General features: G+C 40.8%; 20 protein-coding genes and 1 pseudogene. 11 read left to right on the top strand and 10 right to left on the bottom strand.

The features are described from left to right. The first annotated feature begins 174 nt into the window (after positions 1–174). The 4 genes and pseudogenes from VK159_RS19225 to VK159_RS19205 all read left to right on the top strand — a co-directional run bounded on the left by VK159_RS19225 (position 175) and on the right by VK159_RS19205 (position 5865). A complete protein-coding gene (locus VK159_RS19225; RefSeq protein ID WP_324231795.1) occupies positions 175–756 on the top strand; it encodes a fasciclin domain-containing protein in 582 nt (193 codons plus the stop codon). Between the two features lie 259 nt (positions 757–1015). After that, a pseudogene (locus VK159_RS23695) lies at positions 1016–2242 on the top strand (DUF4331 family protein). A 91-nt stretch (positions 2243–2333) separates the two neighbouring features. Further along, the gene (locus VK159_RS19210; RefSeq protein WP_324231792.1) at positions 2334–3635 is read left to right on the top strand and encodes a tetratricopeptide repeat protein; all 1302 of its coding nucleotides are present in this window, start codon (positions 2334–2336) and stop codon (positions 3633–3635) included. Positions 3636–3651: 16 nt separating this feature from the next. Next, positions 3652–5865 (top strand): TonB-dependent receptor, encoded by a 2214-nt coding sequence (locus VK159_RS19205; RefSeq protein ID WP_324231791.1) that lies wholly within the window; start codon positions 3652–3654, stop codon positions 5863–5865. Between the two features lie 13 nt (positions 5866–5878). On the opposite strand, the gene VK159_RS19200 is transcribed toward VK159_RS19205, so the two are convergent. Next, positions 5879–6382, bottom strand: coding sequence for an RDD family protein (locus VK159_RS19200; protein WP_324231790.1), 504 nt, complete (start codon positions 6380–6382; stop codon positions 5879–5881). Between the two features lie 145 nt (positions 6383–6527). Here VK159_RS19200 and VK159_RS19195 point away from each other — a divergent pair, with 145 nt between their 5' ends. The 5 genes from VK159_RS19195 to VK159_RS19175 all read left to right on the top strand — a co-directional run bounded on the left by VK159_RS19195 (position 6528) and on the right by VK159_RS19175 (position 9410). Beyond that, the gene (locus VK159_RS19195) at positions 6528–7499 is read left to right on the top strand and encodes a hypothetical protein (protein WP_324231789.1); all 972 of its coding nucleotides are present in this window, start codon (positions 6528–6530) and stop codon (positions 7497–7499) included. A 66-nt stretch (positions 7500–7565) separates the two neighbouring features. After that, the gene (locus tag VK159_RS19190; protein WP_324231788.1) at positions 7566–8336 is read left to right on the top strand and encodes an exodeoxyribonuclease III; all 771 of its coding nucleotides are present in this window, start codon (positions 7566–7568) and stop codon (positions 8334–8336) included. A gap of 1 nt (position 8337) precedes the next feature. Continuing rightward, positions 8338–8643 (top strand): DUF4286 family protein, encoded by a 306-nt coding sequence (locus VK159_RS19185; protein WP_324231787.1) that lies wholly within the window; start codon positions 8338–8340, stop codon positions 8641–8643. Positions 8644–8915: 272 nt separating this feature from the next. Further along, positions 8916–9185, top strand: a complete 270-nt coding sequence (locus tag VK159_RS19180) for an HU family DNA-binding protein (RefSeq protein ID WP_182803752.1) — start codon at positions 8916–8918, stop codon at positions 9183–9185. A 108-nt stretch (positions 9186–9293) separates the two neighbouring features. Beyond that, positions 9294–9410, top strand: coding sequence for a 30S ribosomal protein THX (locus VK159_RS19175; protein ID WP_324231786.1), 117 nt, complete (start codon positions 9294–9296; stop codon positions 9408–9410). A 72-nt stretch (positions 9411–9482) separates the two neighbouring features. On the opposite strand, the gene pdxH is transcribed toward VK159_RS19175, so the two are convergent. The 8 genes from pdxH to serC all read right to left on the bottom strand — a co-directional run bounded on the left by pdxH (position 9483) and on the right by serC (position 18349). Further along, the gene (pdxH, locus tag VK159_RS19170; protein WP_324231785.1) at positions 9483–10124 is read right to left on the bottom strand and encodes a pyridoxamine 5'-phosphate oxidase; all 642 of its coding nucleotides are present in this window, start codon (positions 10122–10124) and stop codon (positions 9483–9485) included. 59 nt (positions 10125–10183) lie between these two features. Continuing rightward, entirely contained in the window at positions 10184–11194 is a 1011-nt protein-coding gene (locus VK159_RS19165) for a hypothetical protein (protein ID WP_324231784.1), read from the bottom strand. Between the two features lie 121 nt (positions 11195–11315). Next, positions 11316–12032, bottom strand: coding sequence for a UMP kinase (gene pyrH / locus VK159_RS19160; RefSeq protein WP_324231783.1), 717 nt, complete (start codon positions 12030–12032; stop codon positions 11316–11318). Positions 12033–12590: 558 nt separating this feature from the next. Beyond that, a complete protein-coding gene (locus VK159_RS19155) occupies positions 12591–12890 on the bottom strand; it encodes a GIY-YIG nuclease family protein (RefSeq protein WP_324231782.1) in 300 nt (99 codons plus the stop codon). A gap of 27 nt (positions 12891–12917) precedes the next feature. Then, the gene (locus VK159_RS19150; RefSeq protein WP_324231781.1) at positions 12918–14708 is read right to left on the bottom strand and encodes a long-chain fatty acid--CoA ligase; all 1791 of its coding nucleotides are present in this window, start codon (positions 14706–14708) and stop codon (positions 12918–12920) included. A 123-nt stretch (positions 14709–14831) separates the two neighbouring features. Then, a complete protein-coding gene (locus VK159_RS19145) occupies positions 14832–15854 on the bottom strand; it encodes a tetratricopeptide repeat protein (RefSeq protein WP_324231780.1) in 1023 nt (340 codons plus the stop codon). Between the two features lie 102 nt (positions 15855–15956). Continuing rightward, positions 15957–17198, bottom strand: a complete 1242-nt coding sequence (locus tag VK159_RS19140) for a DUF1015 domain-containing protein (RefSeq protein ID WP_324231779.1) — start codon at positions 17196–17198, stop codon at positions 15957–15959. A 77-nt stretch (positions 17199–17275) separates the two neighbouring features. After that, entirely contained in the window at positions 17276–18349 is a 1074-nt protein-coding gene (gene serC, locus VK159_RS19135) for a 3-phosphoserine/phosphohydroxythreonine transaminase (protein ID WP_324231778.1), read from the bottom strand. On the opposite strand from serC, the gene VK159_RS19130 reads away from it, so the two are divergent. After that, a complete protein-coding gene (locus VK159_RS19130) occupies positions 18348–18734 on the top strand; it encodes an RNA polymerase alpha subunit C-terminal domain-containing protein (RefSeq protein ID WP_324231777.1) in 387 nt (128 codons plus the stop codon). The genes serC and VK159_RS19130 overlap by 2 nt on opposite strands. A gap of 101 nt (positions 18735–18835) precedes the next feature. Then, positions 18836–19687 carry a DUF6089 family protein gene (locus VK159_RS19125; RefSeq protein ID WP_324231776.1) on the top strand — a complete coding sequence of 284 codons (852 nt, stop codon included), beginning with the start codon at positions 18836–18838 and terminating at the stop codon, positions 19685–19687. Positions 19688–19811: 124 nt separating this feature from the next. Here the strand turns inward: VK159_RS19125 and VK159_RS19120 are convergent, their stop codons facing one another. After that, the gene (locus tag VK159_RS19120) at positions 19812–20756 is read right to left on the bottom strand and encodes an SPFH domain-containing protein (protein ID WP_324231775.1); all 945 of its coding nucleotides are present in this window, start codon (positions 20754–20756) and stop codon (positions 19812–19814) included. Between the last annotated feature and the right edge of the window lie 167 nt (positions 20757–20923).

The raw sequence follows: 20923 nt of genomic DNA, 5'->3' as shown, positions 1-20923 counted from the left end.
GAATCAAATAAGTAAACCCCGCAATGCGGGGTTTTTTATTTTCAAATATTTTTCAACAGATTAAATCCGAACATCCTTCTGCTCCGTATCTCTTATTGTTCCTGCATAAAAAAGGGCATCAACAGATTATCCTGTTTAATACATTCTTTAAAATCATATTAAAAAACAAAACAAATGAAAAAAGTAAAATTGTTAGCCTTGTCAATTGCAGCCGTTGTTGCTGTAGGTACATTGAACGCACAAACTTCAACATCTAACAAGATGAAAGAAAAAACAGTGGAAGTTGGTGGCGCACCGATGTATCCTTCAAAAAATATTGTGGAGAATGCAGTCAATTCAAATGATCACACAACATTGGTGGCAGCTGTTAAAGCAGCTGGCTTAGTTGAAACGTTAATGAGTGCTGGCCCGTTTACCGTATTCGCTCCTACTAATGCAGCTTTTGAAAAATTACCTGCAGGTACAGTTGAAACATTAGTAAAGCCTGAAAACAAAGCAACCCTTACAGCAATACTTACGTATCATGTTGTAGCCGGCCGTTTGGATGCAAAAGAAATTGCACGCCTTATTAAAGAAGGAAATGGCAAAGCTGAGTTAACAACTGTGCAAGGTGGAAAATTATGGTTATGGATGAAAGACAAAACACTCTGGATCAAAGATGAGAAAGGTGGAATGGCTTCTGTAACAATTAAAGATGTTTATCAAAGTAATGGCGTTATCCATGTTATCGACGCCGTTGTTTTGCCGAAAGGCTAAATATGTAGTCCTGGTTTTGGTTTACAAGCGGATGGTTTCCACCATCCGCTTTCTTTTTATATACTACTTACTAAAAGTAAGCGCTTTCGTCTCTGCGTGTTTAAATAGCAGAAACAAAACCAAAAAATTATTTTTCTGTTTAAAATCCAATTCACATCGCTTTAACGTAAGTCTATCATATCTGTACCAACTCATCTCCCTGTGAGTAACGTGAAGGCAAATCATTAATCAAAAATTTTTAATCAAAAAAAATCAAACAATGAAAAAGAGAAAAGTTTTACTGACTGTTCTTGCAGCAGCAGTAGCTGTAACCGGAGGCATTATTTATGCTGCGGATCACCTCGATGCACCTGCTGTATCTAACCAGGCAACTGACATTACTGATGTGTATGTTTTCCGTGGCGAAAACACCAACAACCTTGTGTTTGTTGCCAACACACAAGGTTTACTTTCACCATCTGCAACCGGCGCTGCAAAGTTCGATGAGAAAACACTCATTGAATTTAACATCGACAATACAGGTGATAATGTTGAAGACCTCGTTATCCAGGCAATTGTAATGAACGGTAATATGAGAGTGTATGGTCCTTATAAACCAACTGCAACCGGAACAAGAAGCACAATCAGTGCAAACGCATTCAGCGTACAGGCTAAAGTTACTCCTTACGGCCAGGCAGCTATTATTGGTGAAGAAAATGGCATTAAAGTATTTGCAGGCCCACGTGATGATCCATTCTTTTTTGATCTTGGTCAGTACCAGAAAATTATAGGTGGTACTGCAACAAGCTTTAACAACCCGGGTACAGATACATTCAAAGGCACAAACGTAATGAGTATTGTTATTGAAGTTCCTAAATCAAAATTAGGTGCCGGAAGCTCAGGTGCATTGAATGTATGGGCCGAATCTAAAAAAGCGATCAACTGATCAAATCATTATTCCTAATCAAAAAATTGTAATCAAATGAAACTTAAAATAGGTTTATACAGTATGCTTGCAGGAACAATGTTCTTCATGGCATGTAAGAAAGGTGAAAACACACCTGCTACGCAACAGGTTTATGAACAACAAGATCAAATGGGACGTCCTGCAATTAACACAGTGTTTGTAAGCACAGGTGAAAAGGATATGTTCAATACAACAACTCCCTCAGCAATGGGCGCAGCTTTTGGCGCAAAATTCAAATCAAAATTGTTGGCACTGAATGCAGGCTATACAACAAATCTGTTAGGACTTAATGCCGACCAATTTACCGGTGTGTTAGCAACAGATGTATTAAATGCTTCAACAATTGCACCTACTACATTTTATGATGGCACCAACCTTTTAACCGGTCGTGCTTTAGCAGATGACGTAATTGATGTAGAGCTGATCCTGATTTTTGGCGGCCCGGATGCCAGCGCAAATCCCGGTTTAACAAGTGATAATGTTAGTGCGAATGATAAAGCGTTCCTCACTTCATTTCCTTATTTAGCTACACCTCACTAAGCATAAGCGAACCAAGAGAACCAAGTAAAGGCGAAGGAATAAAAGCCTTCGCCTTTTTTAAACCACTGCCGTAAACTACAAATCATTTTTTATGAATAAGTCTTTCATCATTCTTTGCTGCGCTGTTCTGTTGGCAGCCTGTTCAAAAAACAGCAAGCCTGTTGTGCAGGAAGAAAAAATCATAGCATTACTGGAACAAAAATCTACTGTCAATGCTGAAGCAACTATTGAAGCTGATATGAGATTCTGGAACGATCGTCTTGCAACAACTGTTGATGATATGAGCAGCCAGATAAAACTCGCATCATTGTACAATCAACGTTTTCAATACAGTGGCCGGATAAGCGATATTCATAAAAGTGATAGTTTATATCATGTAGCTAACCAGCTGCAAAAAAGTTTTTCCTCTGGCATTTATCGATCATTGGCAGCTAACTGTGTTACCCAACACCGGTTTATACAGGCTGACCGCTATCTTGATACCGCTGCTTCAATGGGTGATGACATGTATTTGACCCGTTTGCAACAGTTTGATGTAAAACTTGAATTGGGTAATTACAAGCAGGCAGAAGTAATTCTCAACGCCTTCCGACACAAAAATAATTTCGACTATTACACACGTGCTTCCAAACTCGAAGATCATAAAGGCAGCAGCGAAGCAAGCATCAGCTTCATGGAAAAAGCACATGCTGATATAAAAGAATCAAAGAAAGACCAATTGCTGCCCTGGGTAAAAACAAACCTGGCCGATATGTATGGCCACAACAACCGCATCAGCGAATCATATCAACTGTATACAGAAGTAGTGAAAGATCATCCCGATTATTATCATGCGTGGAAAGGTATTGCATGGATCGCTTACTCACATGATAAGAACACAACGCTTGCAAAAAAAATATTGCTTTGGCTGCAGGAGCAGCATCCTGTTCCTGATTACGATCTGATGCTGAGTGAAATTGCTGCGTTTGAACAAAACAACCAGGCCAAGAATCAATACCTCGCCTCATTTGTTGACAAAGTGAGTAACCCTGCTTACGGCGACATGTACAACAAATACCTTTTTACCATTATGAGCGATGAGTTGAACAATCAATCAACAGCTATGGCTATTGCTCAAAAAGAAATCAATAACCGTCCTACTCCACAATCGTATGAATTGTTTGCATGGTCGTTGTATAAAAACGGACAAGTACAGGAAGCGGTAAAAATTGCTGAGAGCCGTATCATCAACAAAACATTTGAACCCGATGCCCTTTATCATATAGGATTACTGCTGAAAAAAAGCGGCAAACCAAAATTGGCAAAACAGTACCTGGCAGAAGCATTGGAAAGCAGCTTTGAGTTAGGCCCTGTTACTGCCAACGAAATAAAAGAACAACTGAAGACTCTGTAACCACCAACTAACTGTTATGAAAGCAATTCTATTTCTTTCCATTTTTTTACTGCAGGCATTGTTGACAGCTGCACAAACAAATTACAGCAGCCGCATTATTGATGCAGTTACAAACGAACCTGTTGAAGGTGCGGTTGTACAAAGCAAAACCAAAGTAGCAACAGCAGCGAAAGATGGCCGCTTCAGCATTGCGTTGGATAATGGTGAAACGATCGTTACAGTTTCTGCAATTGGTTATGCCACACAGGAGATTAATACATCAAACACGGGCATTGTATCATTAGCACGGGCTGCTTTTAACCTGAAAGAAGTTGTGATCGCTGCCGGCAATGCCAATAAAGTTTATTCAACTATCAGCAAGATTGATCTGAATCAGCGTCCCGTTAATTCAGCACAGGAATTTTTACGTTATGTGCCGGGTTTGTTTATTGCCCAACACCAGGGTGGTGGTAAAGCGGAGCAAATATTTTTACGTGGCTTTGATGTTGATCATGGAACAGATGTTAGAATAACTGTTGATGGTATGCCGGTGAATATGCCATCGCATGCACACGGACAAGGCTATGCTGATCTTCATTTTGTAATTCCAGAACTTGTAAAAACGATCGACTACGGTAAAGGCAGTTATTATGCAGAACAAGGCAACTTCAATACTGCCGGTTATGTTGAACTGCAAACAGCAAATCGTCTTTCGCAAAACACCGTACAAACAGAAGTTGGTTCATTTAACAGTTACAGAGCTTTGGCAATGCTGAACCTGTTGCCAGCAACCAATCAAAAACAAAGTGCATACATTGCTTCTGAATATATTTATTCTGATGGGCCTTTTGAAAGCCCGCAAAACTTTAACCGTTTCAATATCTGGGGTAAATACAATGCACAGTTGAATGAACGTAACAAATTATTTGTTCAGGCCAATGTGTTCAACAGCCGCTGGGACGCCTCCGGACAAATTCCTGAACGTGCAGTGAAAGATGGAACAATCTCACGTTTTGGCGCCATTGATAATACCGAAGGTGGTTACACCGGTCGCATCAACATCAGCACAAAATTGCAGCAACGTTTACGCAACGATGATCTGCTCGAGCATCAGTTATTTTACTCACGTTATCATTTTAATCTCATTTCAAATTTTACTTTTTTCCTGAACGACCCTGTGAATGGTGATCAGATCAGGCAACAGGAAGCCAGAGATATTTACGGTTGGCAATCAAACTGGCAATCGAAAAAATACAAAGGCATTACTGCTTTCACCAGCAGCATTGGGAGTGGAGTTCGATTTGATGCCACGCACAACTCTGAGCTATCACGCACAAAAAATAAAACAGAAATTCTCGATGCTGTTGCGTTGGGAAACGTAAGAGAAGCAAATGCATGGCTGTATGCCGATGAAAAAATTGAACAAGGCAACTGGTTGTTTAACCTTGGGGCAAGACTTGATTATTTTCACTTTGATTACAGCGATAAGTTAAACCCTTCTTTAGCATCACAACAAAAAGCAATTGTAAGTCCTAAGCTGAATATTTTCTACACAGTAAACAAATCATTGCAACTATACCTGAAGAACGGTAAAGGATTCCACAGCAATGATACACGTGTGGTGTTGCCGCAAACAGGTCAACGTGTTTTGCCCGCATCTTACGGTTCAGATCTTGGTTTTATCTGGAAACCATTCAAGAGCTTACTCATTAATGCAGCAGCCTGGCATTTATTTCTTGAGCAGGAGTTTGTGTATGTGGGCGATGAAGGAATTGTTGAACCGGGTGGTAAAACAAGAAGATATGGCACAGATATTTCTGTACGCTGGCAACCGTTGAAAGCATTAACAGCCGATGCCAATATCAACTTTGCGCATGCAAGAAGTATAGAAGATCCAAAAGGTGAAAATTATATTCCGCTTGCACCAACGGTTACAAGTACAGGTGGTATCAATTACCAGTATAACGGCTGGAACGCAAGTTTACGCTATCGCTACCTGGCTAACCGTGCTGCTAATGAAGATTACAGTATTACAGCAAAAGGATATTTTGTAACGGATGCTTCGCTGAGTTATGCGTTCAGCAAGTTTGAACTGGCAACTGTTGTTGAGAATTTATTCAATACTAAATGGAATGAGGCACAGTTTGCAACAGAATCAAGATTAAGAAATGAAACCAACCCTGTAACTGAATTACATTACACACCGGGCAATCCATTCTTTATAAAACTGAAGCTGGCATTTCATTTTTAATACCATTCAGCTTTTATCTTGTCTTTACCACTTTTGTTTTTGTCCATGTATCATGCCAGGGGAAGCCGGCTAATGCACTCAATACTTCAAAGGGAACAACACGGCAAAGAGAACGCAACAATGCATCTTTGAATGTAAGTTCGCCATCATCATCTCGTATTGCCCTTGTGCTTGTTATTAATTTACCAAGTGTGTAACCCCTGAAAAGTTTTTCGCAAAGCGTATAATAAAAGAGATAGTTACAAATACCGATAAAATAACTCACGCCCCAGAAAACAAAACCACGTTCTCCCGATGCCAGTTCAAATAATATTTCAGGAGAGATCAGTTGCAGAAGAATTCCCACCACAGCCCCGGTAAGATAACTTACAGCAAAACGCATAACTAAATTATCAATCAGCCAATTAAAAAACCGTTGGCCTGTGCTTGCATAATTATAGTTGAGTGTTTGAATATCGGCTAACACAGATGTTTGTGATGCGCTTTCATTAGCATCATATTTTTGGTCGTTCTCCATATTGATCGTTTGTACAATAATACCTGTTTTTTTAAAGTGCTGGTAGTGGCCACAGTGTTTTTATCAGCCTCTTGCATTTTCTTAAAATTGTTTCTACCTTTTGTACTTCCTTAGATTGTTTAGTCATCACCCAAAACCAACCATCATGTTCAAGAAAATCCTTAAATGGACAGGACTGATCCTGTTATTCATTATCGTGGGACTTACTGCTATTGTATTACTTAACCAGAACAAAAAATTTGAAGCTCCCAATCCGGCCATTAAAGCATCAACCGACAGTGCCGTTCTTGCAAGAGGTAAATATCTTGTGTACGGACCTGCGCATTGTGCCGACTGCCATGCAAAACCGGGAACAGAAGAACTGGTAAACAGTGGCGCAGAAGTTGATTTGCCGGGTGGCAGAGATTTTGCACTCCCGATCGGACATATTTATGTAAAGAATATTACTCCTGATAAAGAAACAGGTATTGGAAATCTATCTGATGAAACAGTTGCACGCTCACTACGTTACGGTGTTGGCCACGATGGCCGGGCTCTTTTTGATTTCATGCCTTTTTATAACATCAGCGATGATGATCTTACAGCGATCATTTCTTATATCAGAACAATTAAACCTATCAGGAACGAAGTGCCAAAAAATAAAATGAACCCGCTGGGTATGGTGTTAAAAGCCTTCGTCATTAAACCTGTGGGCCCAACAGGAACACCGCCCAAAGCTGTACAACCCGATACCACTGTTGAATACGGTCGTTACATGGCCATGAGTGTTGCCAACTGTGTGGGGTGCCATACCAACCGTGATCTGAAAACAGGCGCTTTTATTGGTGAGCCGTTTGCCGGTGGTTTTAAAATGGAATCGGTTACAGATCCTTTGACTTATGAATGTATATCGCCCAATCTCACTCCCGATAAAGAAACCGGCCGCATCTATGGCTGGAGCGAAGAAATGTTTCGCAAACGTATCAGGCAGGGAAAGCTTGTACAACATAGCCCAATGGCATGGGGACCATTCAGCAGAATGAGTGATCTCGAAATAAAAGCGATTTACAAATTCCTGCAAACGGTAAAGCCTGTACATAATAAAATAGATCAGACCGTTTACAAAAAAACATCATAAGCAATTTGAAGAAAGGCTGACGGTTTACTGTCAGCCTTTCTTACTTTCGCCGAAGAATAAATTATCATGCGCATTATTTCTTATAACGTAAACGGTATTCGTGCTGCCATTAAAAAAGGGTTTATCGATTGGCTGAAAACAGATCCTGCCGATATTATTTGTGTACAGGAAACAAAAGCACAGAAAGAAAATGTTGATCATACATTATTCAATGAGCTGGGCTACCACGATTATTGGTTCAGTGCACAAAAAAAAGGTTACAGTGGCGTAGCGGTGTTCACTAAAATAAAGCCCGATGCAGTTGAAACGGGTAATGGGCATGGACCGACTGATGATGAAGGCCGTGTAATACAATTGCAGTTTGGTGATATTCGCCTAATCAATACCTATTTCCCCAGCGGGACCAGTGGTGATGTTCGCCAGGAATTTAAATATCAATGGCTCGATGAATATTATAAATGGCTGAATGAGTTAAAAAAGAAACATCCTAAACTTATTCTTTGCGGCGATTATAATATTGCACACAAGGAAATAGATATTCATGATCCGAAAGGGAATAAAAACTCCAGTGGATTTTTACCGGCAGAACGTGAGTGGATGACGAAATTTTTTGAGAGCGGCTGGGTTGATACGTTTCGTGAATTTCATCCCGAACCTCATCGTTACAGCTGGTGGAGCCAGCGTTTCCCCAGTGTTCGTTTACAAAATAAGGGCTGGCGTATTGATTACATTACGGTAACAGAGCCATTGAGAAAAAATTTAAAAGACGCTGAAATTTATCCTGATGTAAAACACAGCGATCATTGTCCTGTGTATCTTGAATTAAAAATGAACTAACATGATCGTCTATAATGTTACATCAAAACTCGATTGGAGCATTCATGATGCATGGGTGAAATGGATGCTGGAAGAACATATTCCTGAAGTGGTGGCCACCGGTTATTTCACAAGCGGACAATTATTGAAACTGCTCGAGATCGAGGAAGAAGACGGACCAACTTATACTGCTCAATATTTTGCAGAAACAAAACAAAAGCAGGAAGAATATGTGCAGCAACATGCAGCAGCACTTCGTCAAAAAGTATTTGATAAATGGGGCAACCGCATCATTGCATTCCGCAGTATTATGGAAGTTGTGCAGTAATTGTGCAAAAAAGTCAACCCTCCCTATTTCTTTTTCCACACGCTGAAAGCCTTACCAGTTAAGGCTTTCAGAGCCATATCGCCGAAAACCCTTGTCTGTCAACAGTTTCAGGGAAATACAATCATTTACATACATGCGTTAGATTTTTTTATTGCAGCAGAAGCCTTGCTCCGTGCGGATTTGAGCGATTTCTTACATATTTCGAAACAGGTAAAAAAATTTTGTTGGAATGCAAAACCGTCTATATTTGCTCCACTTAAAAAATTCTCACTATGAACAAAGCTGAATTAGTTGCAAAACTTTCCGAAGATGCAGAACTTTCAAAGACACAGGCAAATGCTGTATTGGATTCTTTTGTAGAAGCAGTTACCAAAACATTGAAAAGTGGCGGTAAAGTAACATTGGTTGGTTTCGGTACTTTCTCTGTTACAAAACGTGCTGCACGTACCGGTCGTAACCCACAAACTGGTGCTACCATCAAAATCAAAGCGAAAAAAGTTGCTAAGTTTAAAGCTGGTAAAGAATTAGCTGCAAAACTCTAATGCTTGACCTTACTGGAAAAGCAAGAAACTGATCGTTTCTTGCTTTTTTATTTTCACAGAGCAACTATTGCTCTATCATCGTTACTTTTACAATTCAAATAAATTACTATGGGCAGAGGTGATAAAAAAACCGCAAAAGGAAAACGCTTTAAAGGTTCATTTGGTAAGAGCCGTCCGGCGAAAGTTGTTAAGAAAGCAGCTCCTAAAAAGGAAGAAAAGAAATAACTATTTATGCAGGTAAGTAAATAAGTAGAGAAGTCATCTTTTCTGCTTATTTACTTATCACTTTTCTACCCGTCAGGGTGCTAAACGTTCGATCTTCCAGCTATTGTTCTCCTGCAACGTATATTGAATACGGTCGTGCAAACGACTACTCCTTCCCTGCCAGAATTCAATGATCACCGGTTTTACTCTGTAGCCTCCCCAATGAGAAGGGCGTGTTAATTGTTCTGTGCTGAATTTTATTTCCAGCTCCTTCACTTTATTCTCCAGCCAGCTCCTGTTTTCAATTACATGACTTTGAGGCGATGCCCATGCACCGATCTGCGAACCCGTGGGGCGTGATAAAAAATATTCATCATTTTCCTGTGTACTCACTTTTTCAACCAACCCTGTAATGCGTACCTGGCGCTCCAGTTCTTTCCAGAAGAATAATAAACTTGCTCTTGGGTTTTCCGCTAACTCCTGGCCCTTGGCACTTTCATAGTTGGTGTAAAACACAAACCCTTTTTCATCATATCCTTTCAGTAAAACAATTCGTGCAGATGGAACTCCTTCCAAAGATGCTGTTGCAAGCGTCATCGCATTCACTTCATCAATTTCTGATTCAATGGCCTGTTGCCACCAATCAGCAAATTGCTGGAAAGGATTTTCAGTTACTTCTGTTTCATTCAATGTTTTTAAGGAATAATCACGACGGATATCTGCAATGGACGACATAAAACGGTTGTTTTAATGAAGCGCCAAATCTAATGAAGGAAAATATACCAACCGCTGATTTACTGATTTTGTCCGGCAGAAATTCTTGCCAGCATTGCTTCAATTTCTGAGAGACGGGATAGTTGCGATTCCAGTTTCTTATTATGATCCGATACCTGCTGCAGATCTTTGTTCAGCTCTTCAAGGAAATCGTTGCGTTTGCTCAATTGCTGGCGCTGCAGATTTGATTCCTTTAACTTGCTTTCCATTTCAATCACATGCTGGGATAGACGTGAATTTTCTTCCACCAGCTCACGCTGTTTGATGCGCATATCATTTAACTCAACCGATAACATGTGATTGGCTTCTTCCAATTCATCGTTGTGCAGTGAATGTGTTTGAGGCGATGTTAATTGCTGCTCCACTTTCAACAACTTCGATTGAATTTCATTGAACTCATCGTAAGCTGTTTCCAAACGGTTCTTCATTTCCTGAGTAAGCACCGTTTGCTGGCGGATGTTATTCAGTTCACTTTCTTTCTCTGTGAGTGAGCGACGTAATAATTGTAATTGTTCGGTGAGGTATTGATTCTGTTGTAGCGTATCCTGGTGCTTCTGTTCTACTTTCTCCAGCAGATCAACCTGGTTCAACAGTTTCGAAATATTCTGGTTGTGTTGAAGTAAATGATCCTGTGCCGATTTGAGTTGAGCAAGATATTCAGCCGGGCTTACCTCAGTTGCAATAACAGAAGTGGGAGACTCAACAATCACCTGTTGCGGAGGACGTTGCTTTAATTCTTTTATCAGTTCTTTCAGTTCTTCAATTTCATCAATCAATAGTTGTTCATTCTCTCTTGCCTGCAACAAATCTTTGCTGAGATGTTCGCCCGATTCTTTCTGTTGCTCCAGCACATTGTAATATTTCATGCGCCAGTCGTGTGCCTCTTTTTCAAATTTCTCTACATCAATATCCTGATCAAACTGGCTGCCATTGCGTATGTTCCAGAAGTAATGGATCACAAAACCGAGCACTAAAGCTCCGATCTGGAACATCACAATTTCAAGAACAGAGATCTGGATAGCAAGTAACATGAATGGTTGTTTTAGGTACAGCAGGAAAACTATTACACAGGAAAGTTAACAGCATTAAGAGAAGGGAGCTACTGCCCGTTGGATAATTTTATCCCCAAAACCTTCAAGGTTGTGAAAACCGTCAGCCTACATTTACAATTGTGCCAACATTTTCGCCGGTAACAACACGTTTGAGGTTATCTGGCTTATTCATGTCAAATACAATGATGGGCAGATTATTTTCCATGCAGAGAGTAAAAGCAGTCATATCCATCACCCGCAGGTTTTTGCTGAGGCATTCCTGGAATGTGATGGTTTCATATTTCGTAGCAGTAGGATCTTTTTCCGGATCGGCTGTGTAAATGCCATCTACCCTTGTGCCTTTCAGAATTACATCGGCATTAATTTCAATGGCACGGAGCGAACCTGCAGTATCAGTTGTAAAATAGGGATTACCTGTACCTGCACCAAAGATCACCACACGGCCCTTCTCCAAATGTCTGATTGCACGACGGCGGATATAAGGTTCAGCAATCTGTTCCATTTTAATGGCACTTTGCAAACGTGTGTACACGCCTGCCTTTTCCAGTCCGGCTTGTAACGCCATTCCGTTGATCACCGTTGCCAGCATACCCATATAATCACCATGAGCACGTTCAATACCTGTTTCAGCTTCGTTCATTCCCCTGTAAATATTTCCGCCTCCAATTACAATGGCCACCTGCACACCCAGTGCGGTAATGCTTTTGATACTTTGGGCATATTGGGAGATCACCGTTGAATCCATCCCGAAATTTTTATCGCCCATTAATGACTCGCCGGAAAGTTTGAGGAGAATGCGTTTGTATTTTGGAAGCATGCTGCGAAGATAAAAGATTTGCAGTGACGGGAAAAAATGAATGCAATTTTGGTGACCGGCGGTTGTGCTGCTAGGAAACTTTGGTTGCGTCGCACTCTTGTGCTGCATAGTAAAGAGCAGCAACACTTTTTTGGACCTGATTATTGCTAGATAAACTGCTATTACTCAGAGTGCGTCATTTCGAATCCCGCCATTTCAATGTTTATCTTTCTTTAGGCTTGAGGCGGGGTGAGAAATCTCTACATAATTATTCTGTTACTATTTAAGCAAGAGTTCAAAAAAAATTAAACCTCCGTAATTGTAGAGATGTCTCCTGTCGTCGACATGACGGTGTAAGAGTTTGAGTAATTGTAAGGTTTCATTTAATTGGAGTGCGTCATTTCGAACTCCGCCAGTTTAATGTTCAAATATTTAAGAAGTTTGAGGTGGGGTGAGAAATCTCTAAACAATGATGCTGTTACTATTTAAGCAAGAGTTCAATAAAACTTAAACCTCCGCAATCGTAGAGATGTCTCCTATCGTCGACATGACGGTGTAAGAGTTTGAGTAAACTTGAACTTACCATGTTTCAATCTCTTTCCATAAATCTTCCCAGGCGGGGTTCATTAATGCAATCAATTTATCTTTTTTCTCCCTTCGCCATTTCTTGATTTCTTTTTCTCTTGCAATAGCTTCTTCTATGCGACCAAAATGTTCGTAGTAAATACAAATTGTGCAATTGTACTGATCCGTAAAACTTCCTTTGTAAAAATGCTCCTTGTGCTGAATCACACGATTTCGTAAATCAGAAGTAACACCAACATATAATGTCGTGCGGGCTGAATTTGTCATGATGTATATAGAACCACCATGTTGCATTTCACATAGATTATTACATGAATACTTTTACAAATAAATCCGCTCAATCGCATCTCTATACTTCTCCATGATCACTTTGCGTTTCAACTTCAACGTTGGAGTAAGCTCACCACCATCTACCGTCCATTCATTGGCGCAGAGTTCAAATTTTTTGATCTGCTCTACATGATTGAAATCTTTATTGAATTCTTCCACAATATTCTTGAACATCTCCAGCACAGCCGGGTTGCGGATAAGATCATGCACTGTTCCAAAGCTGATATTATTTTGTGCGGCCCATACTTTCAAATTTTCAAACGAAGGAACAATTAAGGCACCGGCAAATTTTCGTTCAGGACCAACTACGATCATCTGTTCAATAAACTTGCTTTCCTTCATTTTGTTTTCAATAGGCTGAGGTGCCACGTATTTACCGCCACTTGTTTTAAAGATCTCTTTCTTACGATCGGTGATCTTTAAGAATTTTCCTTCCTGTAATACACCTATATCACCGGTATGGAAATAACCATCTTTATCAATTACTTCAGCCGTAAGATCAGGACGTTTGTAGTAACCCATCATTACATTATCACCTTTGCAACAGATCTCACCATCTTCTTCCAGTTTCACTTCCACTCCTTTAATCACCGGGCCCACAGTTCCAAACCGTCTTCCCGATTCATTGAAACGGTTCACCGCAATTACAGGTGATGTTTCAGTTAAACCATAACCTTCCATGATCACCATTTTACCGGAAGTGAACACACGCAGCAAACGAACCTGGCAGGCCGCAGCACCCGTTACAATAGCTTTTACTTTTCCACCCAATCCTTCACGCCATTTTTTAAAGATGAGTTTATTGGCAATAGCCAATTGTATGTTGTAAAGAAACCCGTGGTTTGTTCCCACTTCAAACCTGCTGCCTACATCAACCGCCCAGAAGAATAATTTTTTCTTGAGACCGGTTAATTCCTGTCCACGCCCCATAATACGTTCGTACACTTTCTCCAGTAATCTCGGAACAGTTGTAAACAAGGCCGGCTGCACTTCTTTCAGGTTATCACCGATCTTTTCTAAACTTTCGGCATACCACACCGATACCCCATTAAAGAGATAGATATAAGTTACCATGCGTTCGAAAATATGATTGAGCGGAAGAAAGCTCAATGCCTTATCACCCGCAGTACAAAACTCAGCAAACACTTCTGTGCTTGAAATAACATTACTCAATATATTTTTATGACTAAGCATTACACCTTTTGGTGTACCGGTAGTGCCCGATGTGTAAATGATGGTCGCCAAGTCTTCATAACGGATACTGCCTGCAGCGATCGCCAGCTTTTTCAGATCTTCCTCTCCTGCTTTACTCATGATCTCTTTCCAATGCAGTGAAGGTTGAATATAATCGAAGGTGAAAACAGCTTTAATGCTCGGCACTTTATCACGAACGCTCTGTACTTTATGATAAAGCTCCGCATCACTCACAAATACCAATTTCACTTCGGCATCATTCAATACAAACTCCAGTTCATTTGCTGCTAAAGTTGGATAGATGGGTACCAGTACCGCACCTGTTTTTTGCACAGCCAGGTCAAGCAACATCCACTCCGGCCTGTTATTACTGATGATAGCGATCTTATCACGCTTCTCCACACTCATATCATTTCCGGAAATGCCAAGATGGAGTAAACCGGCCGCAAGTCGGTCAACTGATTCTTTTACTTCTGCTGTACTGTATTTACGCCAGATGCCCCCTTCTTCTTTGGCGGCAAACATGGCTTCCTGTGGAAATCTTGCTAACTGTACATCAATACAGTCAAATAATCTTGTGGGGTTCATATAGCATGCAATTAAGTGTACGAAATACAAACAGGCAACACCTGTATTTGGTTGAAGTAAGTTAAGCAGATTTGGTCAATACGCACATAAAAAATCCTCCGTTATGCGGAGGATTTTCATCAGTTAATTTGTGCTTTTATAATATTGCCCTGCCGGCACTTTAAAGAGTTTTGATTTCTGAAAACGGGTAAACTCGTTGTATTGTTCGGTATTGAGTTTTGTCCAGCTTTCGTATTTCGCAAGATCACCTGCCGCTTCAAAAATCCACTGGTTGTAAGCTTCAAACATACCTTCCTGCAATAACTGCTTCTGGTGTTCAAACAAACGGAATGGAAACTTTGCTGCATGATCTTTATTCCAATCGAGCAGAAAACGTGTACGCAGCATGGTTAGTGTTTCAGTCGTTATACCACTGTTGATCACGCTGCTGTTTTGATTCATGACTGCTGTAAATGCTTTTGTAAACTCACTTTCTTTTTCAGGCTTACCTGATTTAGTTTTGGGATCAACCACAAAAAACTTTTTGTAACTGTCAAGCAACAGATTTTTTACTTCAGCTGTACGACTGGTGTAGCTTTCCATGTTCACAAAAATTTCACCGTACACCAACGCCCACACTTTATCGGTTGTGAAATAATAATAACGGGCGGCAAAATAATAGTTACCCGCATAAGCAGGGTCGTTTTTAATCCCCAACTCCCATTGCTCAATGCTGGTAGAATTTTCATTCATCATCCATAACAATTCACCATACTCTGCATACAACGGACCACTGTTGGGATATTTCTTCAAGGCCTTTTTATACATTCTCTCTGCATCTTTTCGTTCGACCAACGCTTTGTAAATATTACCGGCTATCTGGTAAGTGGGCACATCAGCATCTTCACGCTCCACCAAAGGTTTTACAGTTTCTCTTGCTTTTGCAAAATCACGTTGATAGTAGTAAGTAAGAGCAAGATCCTTTTGAATCGAAATATTTTGTGGTTCTTTTGCTAATGCCTTGTTCAAAACAAGTATAGCATTGTTCCAATCGCCACCACGCATGAATTGTTTGGCAGTTTCATGGAGTTGAGAAGCATCAGGATCCTGGGCGAAAGATGCAAGACCAATCAATACAAATAAAAGGGAGTTCAGAAGTTTTTTCATGTGTTCTTTTTACCTAAACCTGGTTGCCAAATAGCGTACCAGCTTCAAAAATAAATCAAAAGAGGCGATTGTTTGAATCGCCTCCCTGATATTCGGTTTTTATTATGATTCGTTGTAGATAAGGTGTGTGAGCAGTCCGTCCCTCAATTTTGGTTCGAACCAGGTGCTCTTGGGAGGCATTACATTACCGCTATCGGCAATATCAAACAACTGATCCATGGTAACAGGGTATAAACTGAAGGCAACTTTCATTTCACCACTGTCAACACGTTTCTGTAATTCGCCCAACCCACGTATGCCACCCACAAAATCGATACGCTTATCGGTACGCTGATCTTTAATACCAAGATGCTTATCTAAAATATTGTCTGAAAGAATGGTTACATCCAGTATGCCGATAGGATCTGTTTTGTAGGTTCCTTCTTTGGCTGTGAGTTTATACCAGTTGCCATCGATATACATACCGAAACTGTGCAGTTCATTTGGTTTTACTTCTTCCTTGCCAACCAGCTTTACATCAAAATCAGCTTTGATCTTTTCAATCAATTCTTCAACAGATAATCCATTGAGATCTTTCACCACACGGTTATAATCGAGGATCTGCAATTCACTTGCAGGAAACAAAGTCGTTAAAAAGTAATTGCTTTCTTCCGTTGCGGCATCCCACAATGCCGCACGCACTTTTGCTGCTGATGCTGCACGATGGTGACCATCGGCAATATAAGTTTGCGGCACCTGTTGTACAAAAATGTTGCTGATGGTTTTGATAGCTGCATCATCATTCACTACCCAAATGGTATGTTGAATATCATCATCGGCAGTGAAATCATAAATCGGACTTTTATCAGCTTTCCATTTTTCAATCAGATCATTCAACTCCTGCACATCACGATAAGCTAAGAAAACATTGCCTGTTTGTGCACCGCTGATCTTGATATGATTGATACGATCGTTCTCTTTTTCAGGACGGGTGAATTCGTGTTTCTTGATCACATCATTTTCATAATCCACCACGGCACTTCCACATACCAAACCTGTTTGGCTTCGACCATTCATGATCAAACGATAAATGTAATAGCAGGGTTTGCTTTCACGAAATAACACATCACGTTGCATAAATGCAGCGAGATTATCTTTTGCTTTGAGATATACTTCCGGAGCATAATGATCTGTCTCTTCAGGAAGATCGATCTCCGGTTTGGTGATATGCAAAAATGAATAAGGATTGCCTTGCGCTTCTTCCTTTGCCTCTTTACTGTTGAGCACATCGTAAGGACGTGCTGCCACCTGCTTAGCGAACTGGGCCTGCGGACGCAGTGCCTTAAACGGAACTATTATAGCCATAGATTTTTTATACTTACTAACCGGCTGCAAAGAAAAGGATTTTTTAGGTGGTTAACGGATAAATCCGCCACCTGTACTTACCCGATCTTTTTTGCAAACTCATTTAACAAACTCAACATTGCTTCAACACTGCTCATGGTAAGCGCATTGTACAGGCTGATGCGGAAACCTCCCACACTGCGATGCCCCTTCACGCCATACATGCCGTTTTCCTTACATAATTGCATGAAAAGAGCTTCTTTCTCTTTATCATCCATGGTAAACACCACATTCATCTTGCTCCTGTCTTCCTTTGCAATGGGCAAATTGATAAAAGGAATTGCTTCCAATGCCTTGTACAATACTTCAGCTTTCTTGTTATTGATGGCTTCCATGGCAGCAACTCCACCTTGTGCTTTTAACCAACGGAGCGTGAGCATGGCCACATACACTGCAAATACAGGCGGTGTATTCAGCATACTTCCTTCCTTGATATGATTGCGGTAATCGAGAATGGTTGGGATTGAACGGTTAACCTTACCAAGAATATGTTTATTGACGATCACAAGATTTACACCCGCTGCACCCATATTCTTTTGAGCACCGGCATAAATAAGATCGAATTTGTTGAAATCAAGCACACGGCTCAGAATGTCACTACTCATATCAGCCACAATAGGCACACCACAATCGTAAGGCATCTGGTGCCATTGTGTACCGGCAATTGTTTCGTTAGTAGTGATATGAAGGTATGCCGCAGTAGCAGGTACTGCCAGTTCATGCGGCATGGTTGTGTAATTGGTATCTTTTGACGAGCCTACAATTTCTACATGACCAAACAGTCTTGCTTCCTTAATGGCCTTGCCTGCCCAGGTACCAGTTTCAGTATATGCAGCCACATCCTGTTCGTTGAGCAGGTTCATGGGCACCTGCATAAACTGGGTAGTAGCACCTCCATGCAAAAAGAGCACTTCATGATCATCATCCAGTTGCATTAATTCTTTTACCAGCGAACGTGCTTCGTTCATCACCTCTTCAAACAAAGGCGTGCGGTGACCAATTTCAAGAATGGATAAGCCACTGTTATTAAAATTCAGAATGGCTTCACTTGCTTGCTGAAAAACTTCTTTTGGTAACACAGAAGGACCTGCGTTGAAATTATGCATCATCATGGCTGCGAAATTAATTGATTTGAAAGGAACGGGTGTTAGGGTTGCTCACTCAATTGTCTGTTTTTATCTTTATTATGAAATCAATCGCATTATGGCAGCATCGAAAGGAACACTTCGCACCTGTAAAAAAGGTCACCAATATTATAAAAGCAGTGATTGCCCTGTTTGCCCCGTTTGTGCTGCCGAAGAAAAACCTGTTGATGGATTTTTTTCAGTAGTTGGTGCGCCGGCAAGAAGAGCCTTACTTGGTCAAGGAATCAACACGATACAGCAATTGGCGAAGTGGAGCAAGAAAGACCTGTTGAAACTGCATGGTTTTGGCCCGTCAGCAATTCCCAAACTACTTGCTGAATTAGAGAAGAATGGTCTTTCATTTAAAGATTAGCCTTGGCCACGGCTTTCATCAGTTAAGCCTTATACTTTCCATCTCTTTTTTGCGTTTTTATTCCTGATCTTATCTTTAGGCCTCAATCCAATGATCGATTTATGAAAAAACTCATCTTCCTGTTTTGTTTTTCTCCATTCGTACTGTTTGCACAGGACTTTCACCTATCCTTTCGGGGTGGGTTAGCCAATTACCAGGGCGATCTGCAACAAAAAGGCTTTACGTTCAATCAATCAAAATTTGCAGGCAGTATTGGTGCCCGTTATGATCTTACAGAACATTTGCTGGCACGTACACATTTCAGTTTGGGTATGCTGCGTGCTGCTGATGCAAAAAGTAAAAGCGCATCACACCAAAGTCGTAACCTTAGTTTTCAAACCAAATTGTTTGAATGGGAATTGGGTGCACAATACAATATTTTCAACCTGAATTATAAATGGTGGACACCTTATGTGTTTGCAGGTGGTGCATTGTATCGCATAAAACCGTTTACTGCAGATAACAACGGAACAAAAGTTTTTCTGCAACCCTTGAGTACCGAAGGACAAGGTTTTCTTCCGGGAAAGAAAGTTTATAAACCAACTCAGTTCTCTATCCCTTTTGGTATTGGCGCAGAATATTTATTGACCGAAGACTTACGAGTTGGTTTGGAACTTGGCTATCGCAAAACATTCACCGATTATATTGATGATGTGAGTTCGAAGTATGTAGATCAGGCAACGTTACTGGCTGCAAGAGGTCAAACAGCTGTTGATCTGGCTTATCGTGGTAATGGCACTTATCCTGCAGGTGGCAGTTTGCGTGGCAGCGAAAAAAATAAAGATGCTTATTACTTTGTGCAACTTACTGTTACATGGCGACCGTTTGTAGATTGGTACAAACGCACATCGGGTATTGCATCGTTTAAGAAAGATAAAAAAGTGGGTTGCCCTGGAGTAAGGCAGAAAGGCTGATAACCGCTGATGAAATGAGTTGAATTGATGATATTGATAAATACATAAAACAAAAAATGCGGAGTGATTAGCTCCGCATTTTTTATACTCTGTTTACTTTGCAACTTATCTACTTAGTTACTTATCACTCCTTCCCGTCCTTCGGTAACTGAATTAAAAACCCGCTGTTACCACCTGCAACTGTTGTTGGCACTTGTCCACTCCACTTTTGTACTTTAATGTAATCGATGTACAGTGAAGTCAGCGACAACTGCTCTCTCTTGATCGCTTCTGCACGACCGGCTGCCTGGATAACTGCCTGTGCTGAATCACCTCTTGCTTCTGCGATCTTACGTTCAGCTTCAGCCACAGCAACCTGTCTCCTGTTTTCTGCTACCTGCACTTCCTGGATCGCTCTTGTTTTTGCAACGATCGATTCAGAAATTTCAGCAGGCGGAACAATGTTGGTACGTAACTGTGATACGTTGAACCACTTTGCCACACGCTTATTACATTCTTTCACAATGTCTGATTCAAATTCTTCTCGGTGATTGAAAATAGAATCAACCGTATAGCGGTTGGCCACATCATTCACCGAACCAACAATGGCATTCTTCAACCAGCCTTGCTCCATTTCATTTACGCCCACACGCAGGTTCTGAAACATATCAGCAACGTTACCGGCGTTGATAGAATAGTTGAATGAAGGTTTGATGGTTGCACGGAAACCACCTTTGGTGACAATGTCGGCTGCTTCGTAATCGATATGTTGTTGGTGGATCGGGAATTCATAAATACGGGATATCCATGAATTGTAAAACACCCAACCTGTAACATACTCGGTACGGCCAACACCACGGTTATCGCCCACGTTACTTACTTTAATACCCACATGACCTGCATCAATACGCTCAACATTAATAGGATTGATGGCCACAGTAACAAATGCAATCAGCAGTACAGCGGCCAATCGAACAACCGATGCTGCCTTGAAACGGCCATCTTCATTTACATAAGTAGATTTTTTGAGGATGCCGAAAAACAACCCTGTAACTAAGACAGCGGTGATAAACACAATTAAGGAGATCATATATTACTATTTGGTTTTAAGAAAATGGTAGAGTGAAACCATGTGCGCAATCAGAAACACAAGCATTGCCATGCAAAGTGCAATGAACAGGAAAAACCTGATCCAGCCTCCCGACAGATCAAAGTCGAGCACATAAAACAAAATGAAGAGAGAAGCTAAGATGTGTA

The organism is Lacibacter sp. (genome assembly GCF_035299325.1).
Taxonomy (GTDB): Bacteria; Bacteroidota; Bacteroidia; order Chitinophagales; family Chitinophagaceae; genus Lacibacter.
The sequence above is the reverse complement of the archived record's forward strand: the minus strand, read 5'-3'. Positions and strand labels throughout refer to the sequence as shown.

Coding starts and splice junctions, on each gene's coding strand:
- VK159_RS19210 (WP_324231792.1), top strand. CDS start 2,334: ATGAATAAGTCTTTCATCATTCTTTGCTGCGCTGTTCTGTTGGCAGCC.
- VK159_RS19165 (WP_324231784.1), bottom strand. CDS start 11,194: ATGTTACTTGCTATCCAGATCTCTGTTCTTGAAATTGTGATGTTCCAG.
- VK159_RS19200 (WP_324231790.1), bottom strand. CDS start 6,382: ATGGAGAACGACCAAAAATATGATGCTAATGAAAGCGCATCACAAACA.
- pdxH (WP_324231785.1), bottom strand. CDS start 10,124: ATGTCGTCCATTGCAGATATCCGTCGTGATTATTCCTTAAAAACATTG.
- VK159_RS19120 (WP_324231775.1), bottom strand. CDS start 20,756: ATGATCTCCTTAATTGTGTTTATCACCGCTGTCTTAGTTACAGGGTTG.
- VK159_RS19205 (WP_324231791.1), top strand. CDS start 3,652: ATGAAAGCAATTCTATTTCTTTCCATTTTTTTACTGCAGGCATTGTTG.
- VK159_RS19125 (WP_324231776.1), top strand. CDS start 18,836: ATGAAAAAACTCATCTTCCTGTTTTGTTTTTCTCCATTCGTACTGTTT.
- VK159_RS19145 (WP_324231780.1), bottom strand. CDS start 15,854: ATGAAAAAACTTCTGAACTCCCTTTTATTTGTATTGATTGGTCTTGCA.
- VK159_RS19180 (WP_182803752.1), top strand. CDS start 8,916: ATGAACAAAGCTGAATTAGTTGCAAAACTTTCCGAAGATGCAGAACTT.
- VK159_RS19130 (WP_324231777.1), top strand. CDS start 18,348: ATGGCTGCGAAATTAATTGATTTGAAAGGAACGGGTGTTAGGGTTGCT.
- VK159_RS19155 (WP_324231782.1), bottom strand. CDS start 12,890: ATGCAACATGGTGGTTCTATATACATCATGACAAATTCAGCCCGCACG.
- VK159_RS19195 (WP_324231789.1), top strand. CDS start 6,528: ATGTTCAAGAAAATCCTTAAATGGACAGGACTGATCCTGTTATTCATT.
- VK159_RS19190 (WP_324231788.1), top strand. CDS start 7,566: ATGCGCATTATTTCTTATAACGTAAACGGTATTCGTGCTGCCATTAAA.
- VK159_RS19175 (WP_324231786.1), top strand. CDS start 9,294: ATGGGCAGAGGTGATAAAAAAACCGCAAAAGGAAAACGCTTTAAAGGT.
- VK159_RS19185 (WP_324231787.1), top strand. CDS start 8,338: ATGATCGTCTATAATGTTACATCAAAACTCGATTGGAGCATTCATGAT.
- VK159_RS19225 (WP_324231795.1), top strand. CDS start 175: ATGAAAAAAGTAAAATTGTTAGCCTTGTCAATTGCAGCCGTTGTTGCT.
- VK159_RS19140 (WP_324231779.1), bottom strand. CDS start 17,198: ATGGCTATAATAGTTCCGTTTAAGGCACTGCGTCCGCAGGCCCAGTTC.
- VK159_RS19150 (WP_324231781.1), bottom strand. CDS start 14,708: ATGAACCCCACAAGATTATTTGACTGTATTGATGTACAGTTAGCAAGA.
- serC (WP_324231778.1), bottom strand. CDS start 18,349: ATGATGATGCATAATTTCAACGCAGGTCCTTCTGTGTTACCAAAAGAA.
- pyrH (WP_324231783.1), bottom strand. CDS start 12,032: ATGCTTCCAAAATACAAACGCATTCTCCTCAAACTTTCCGGCGAGTCA.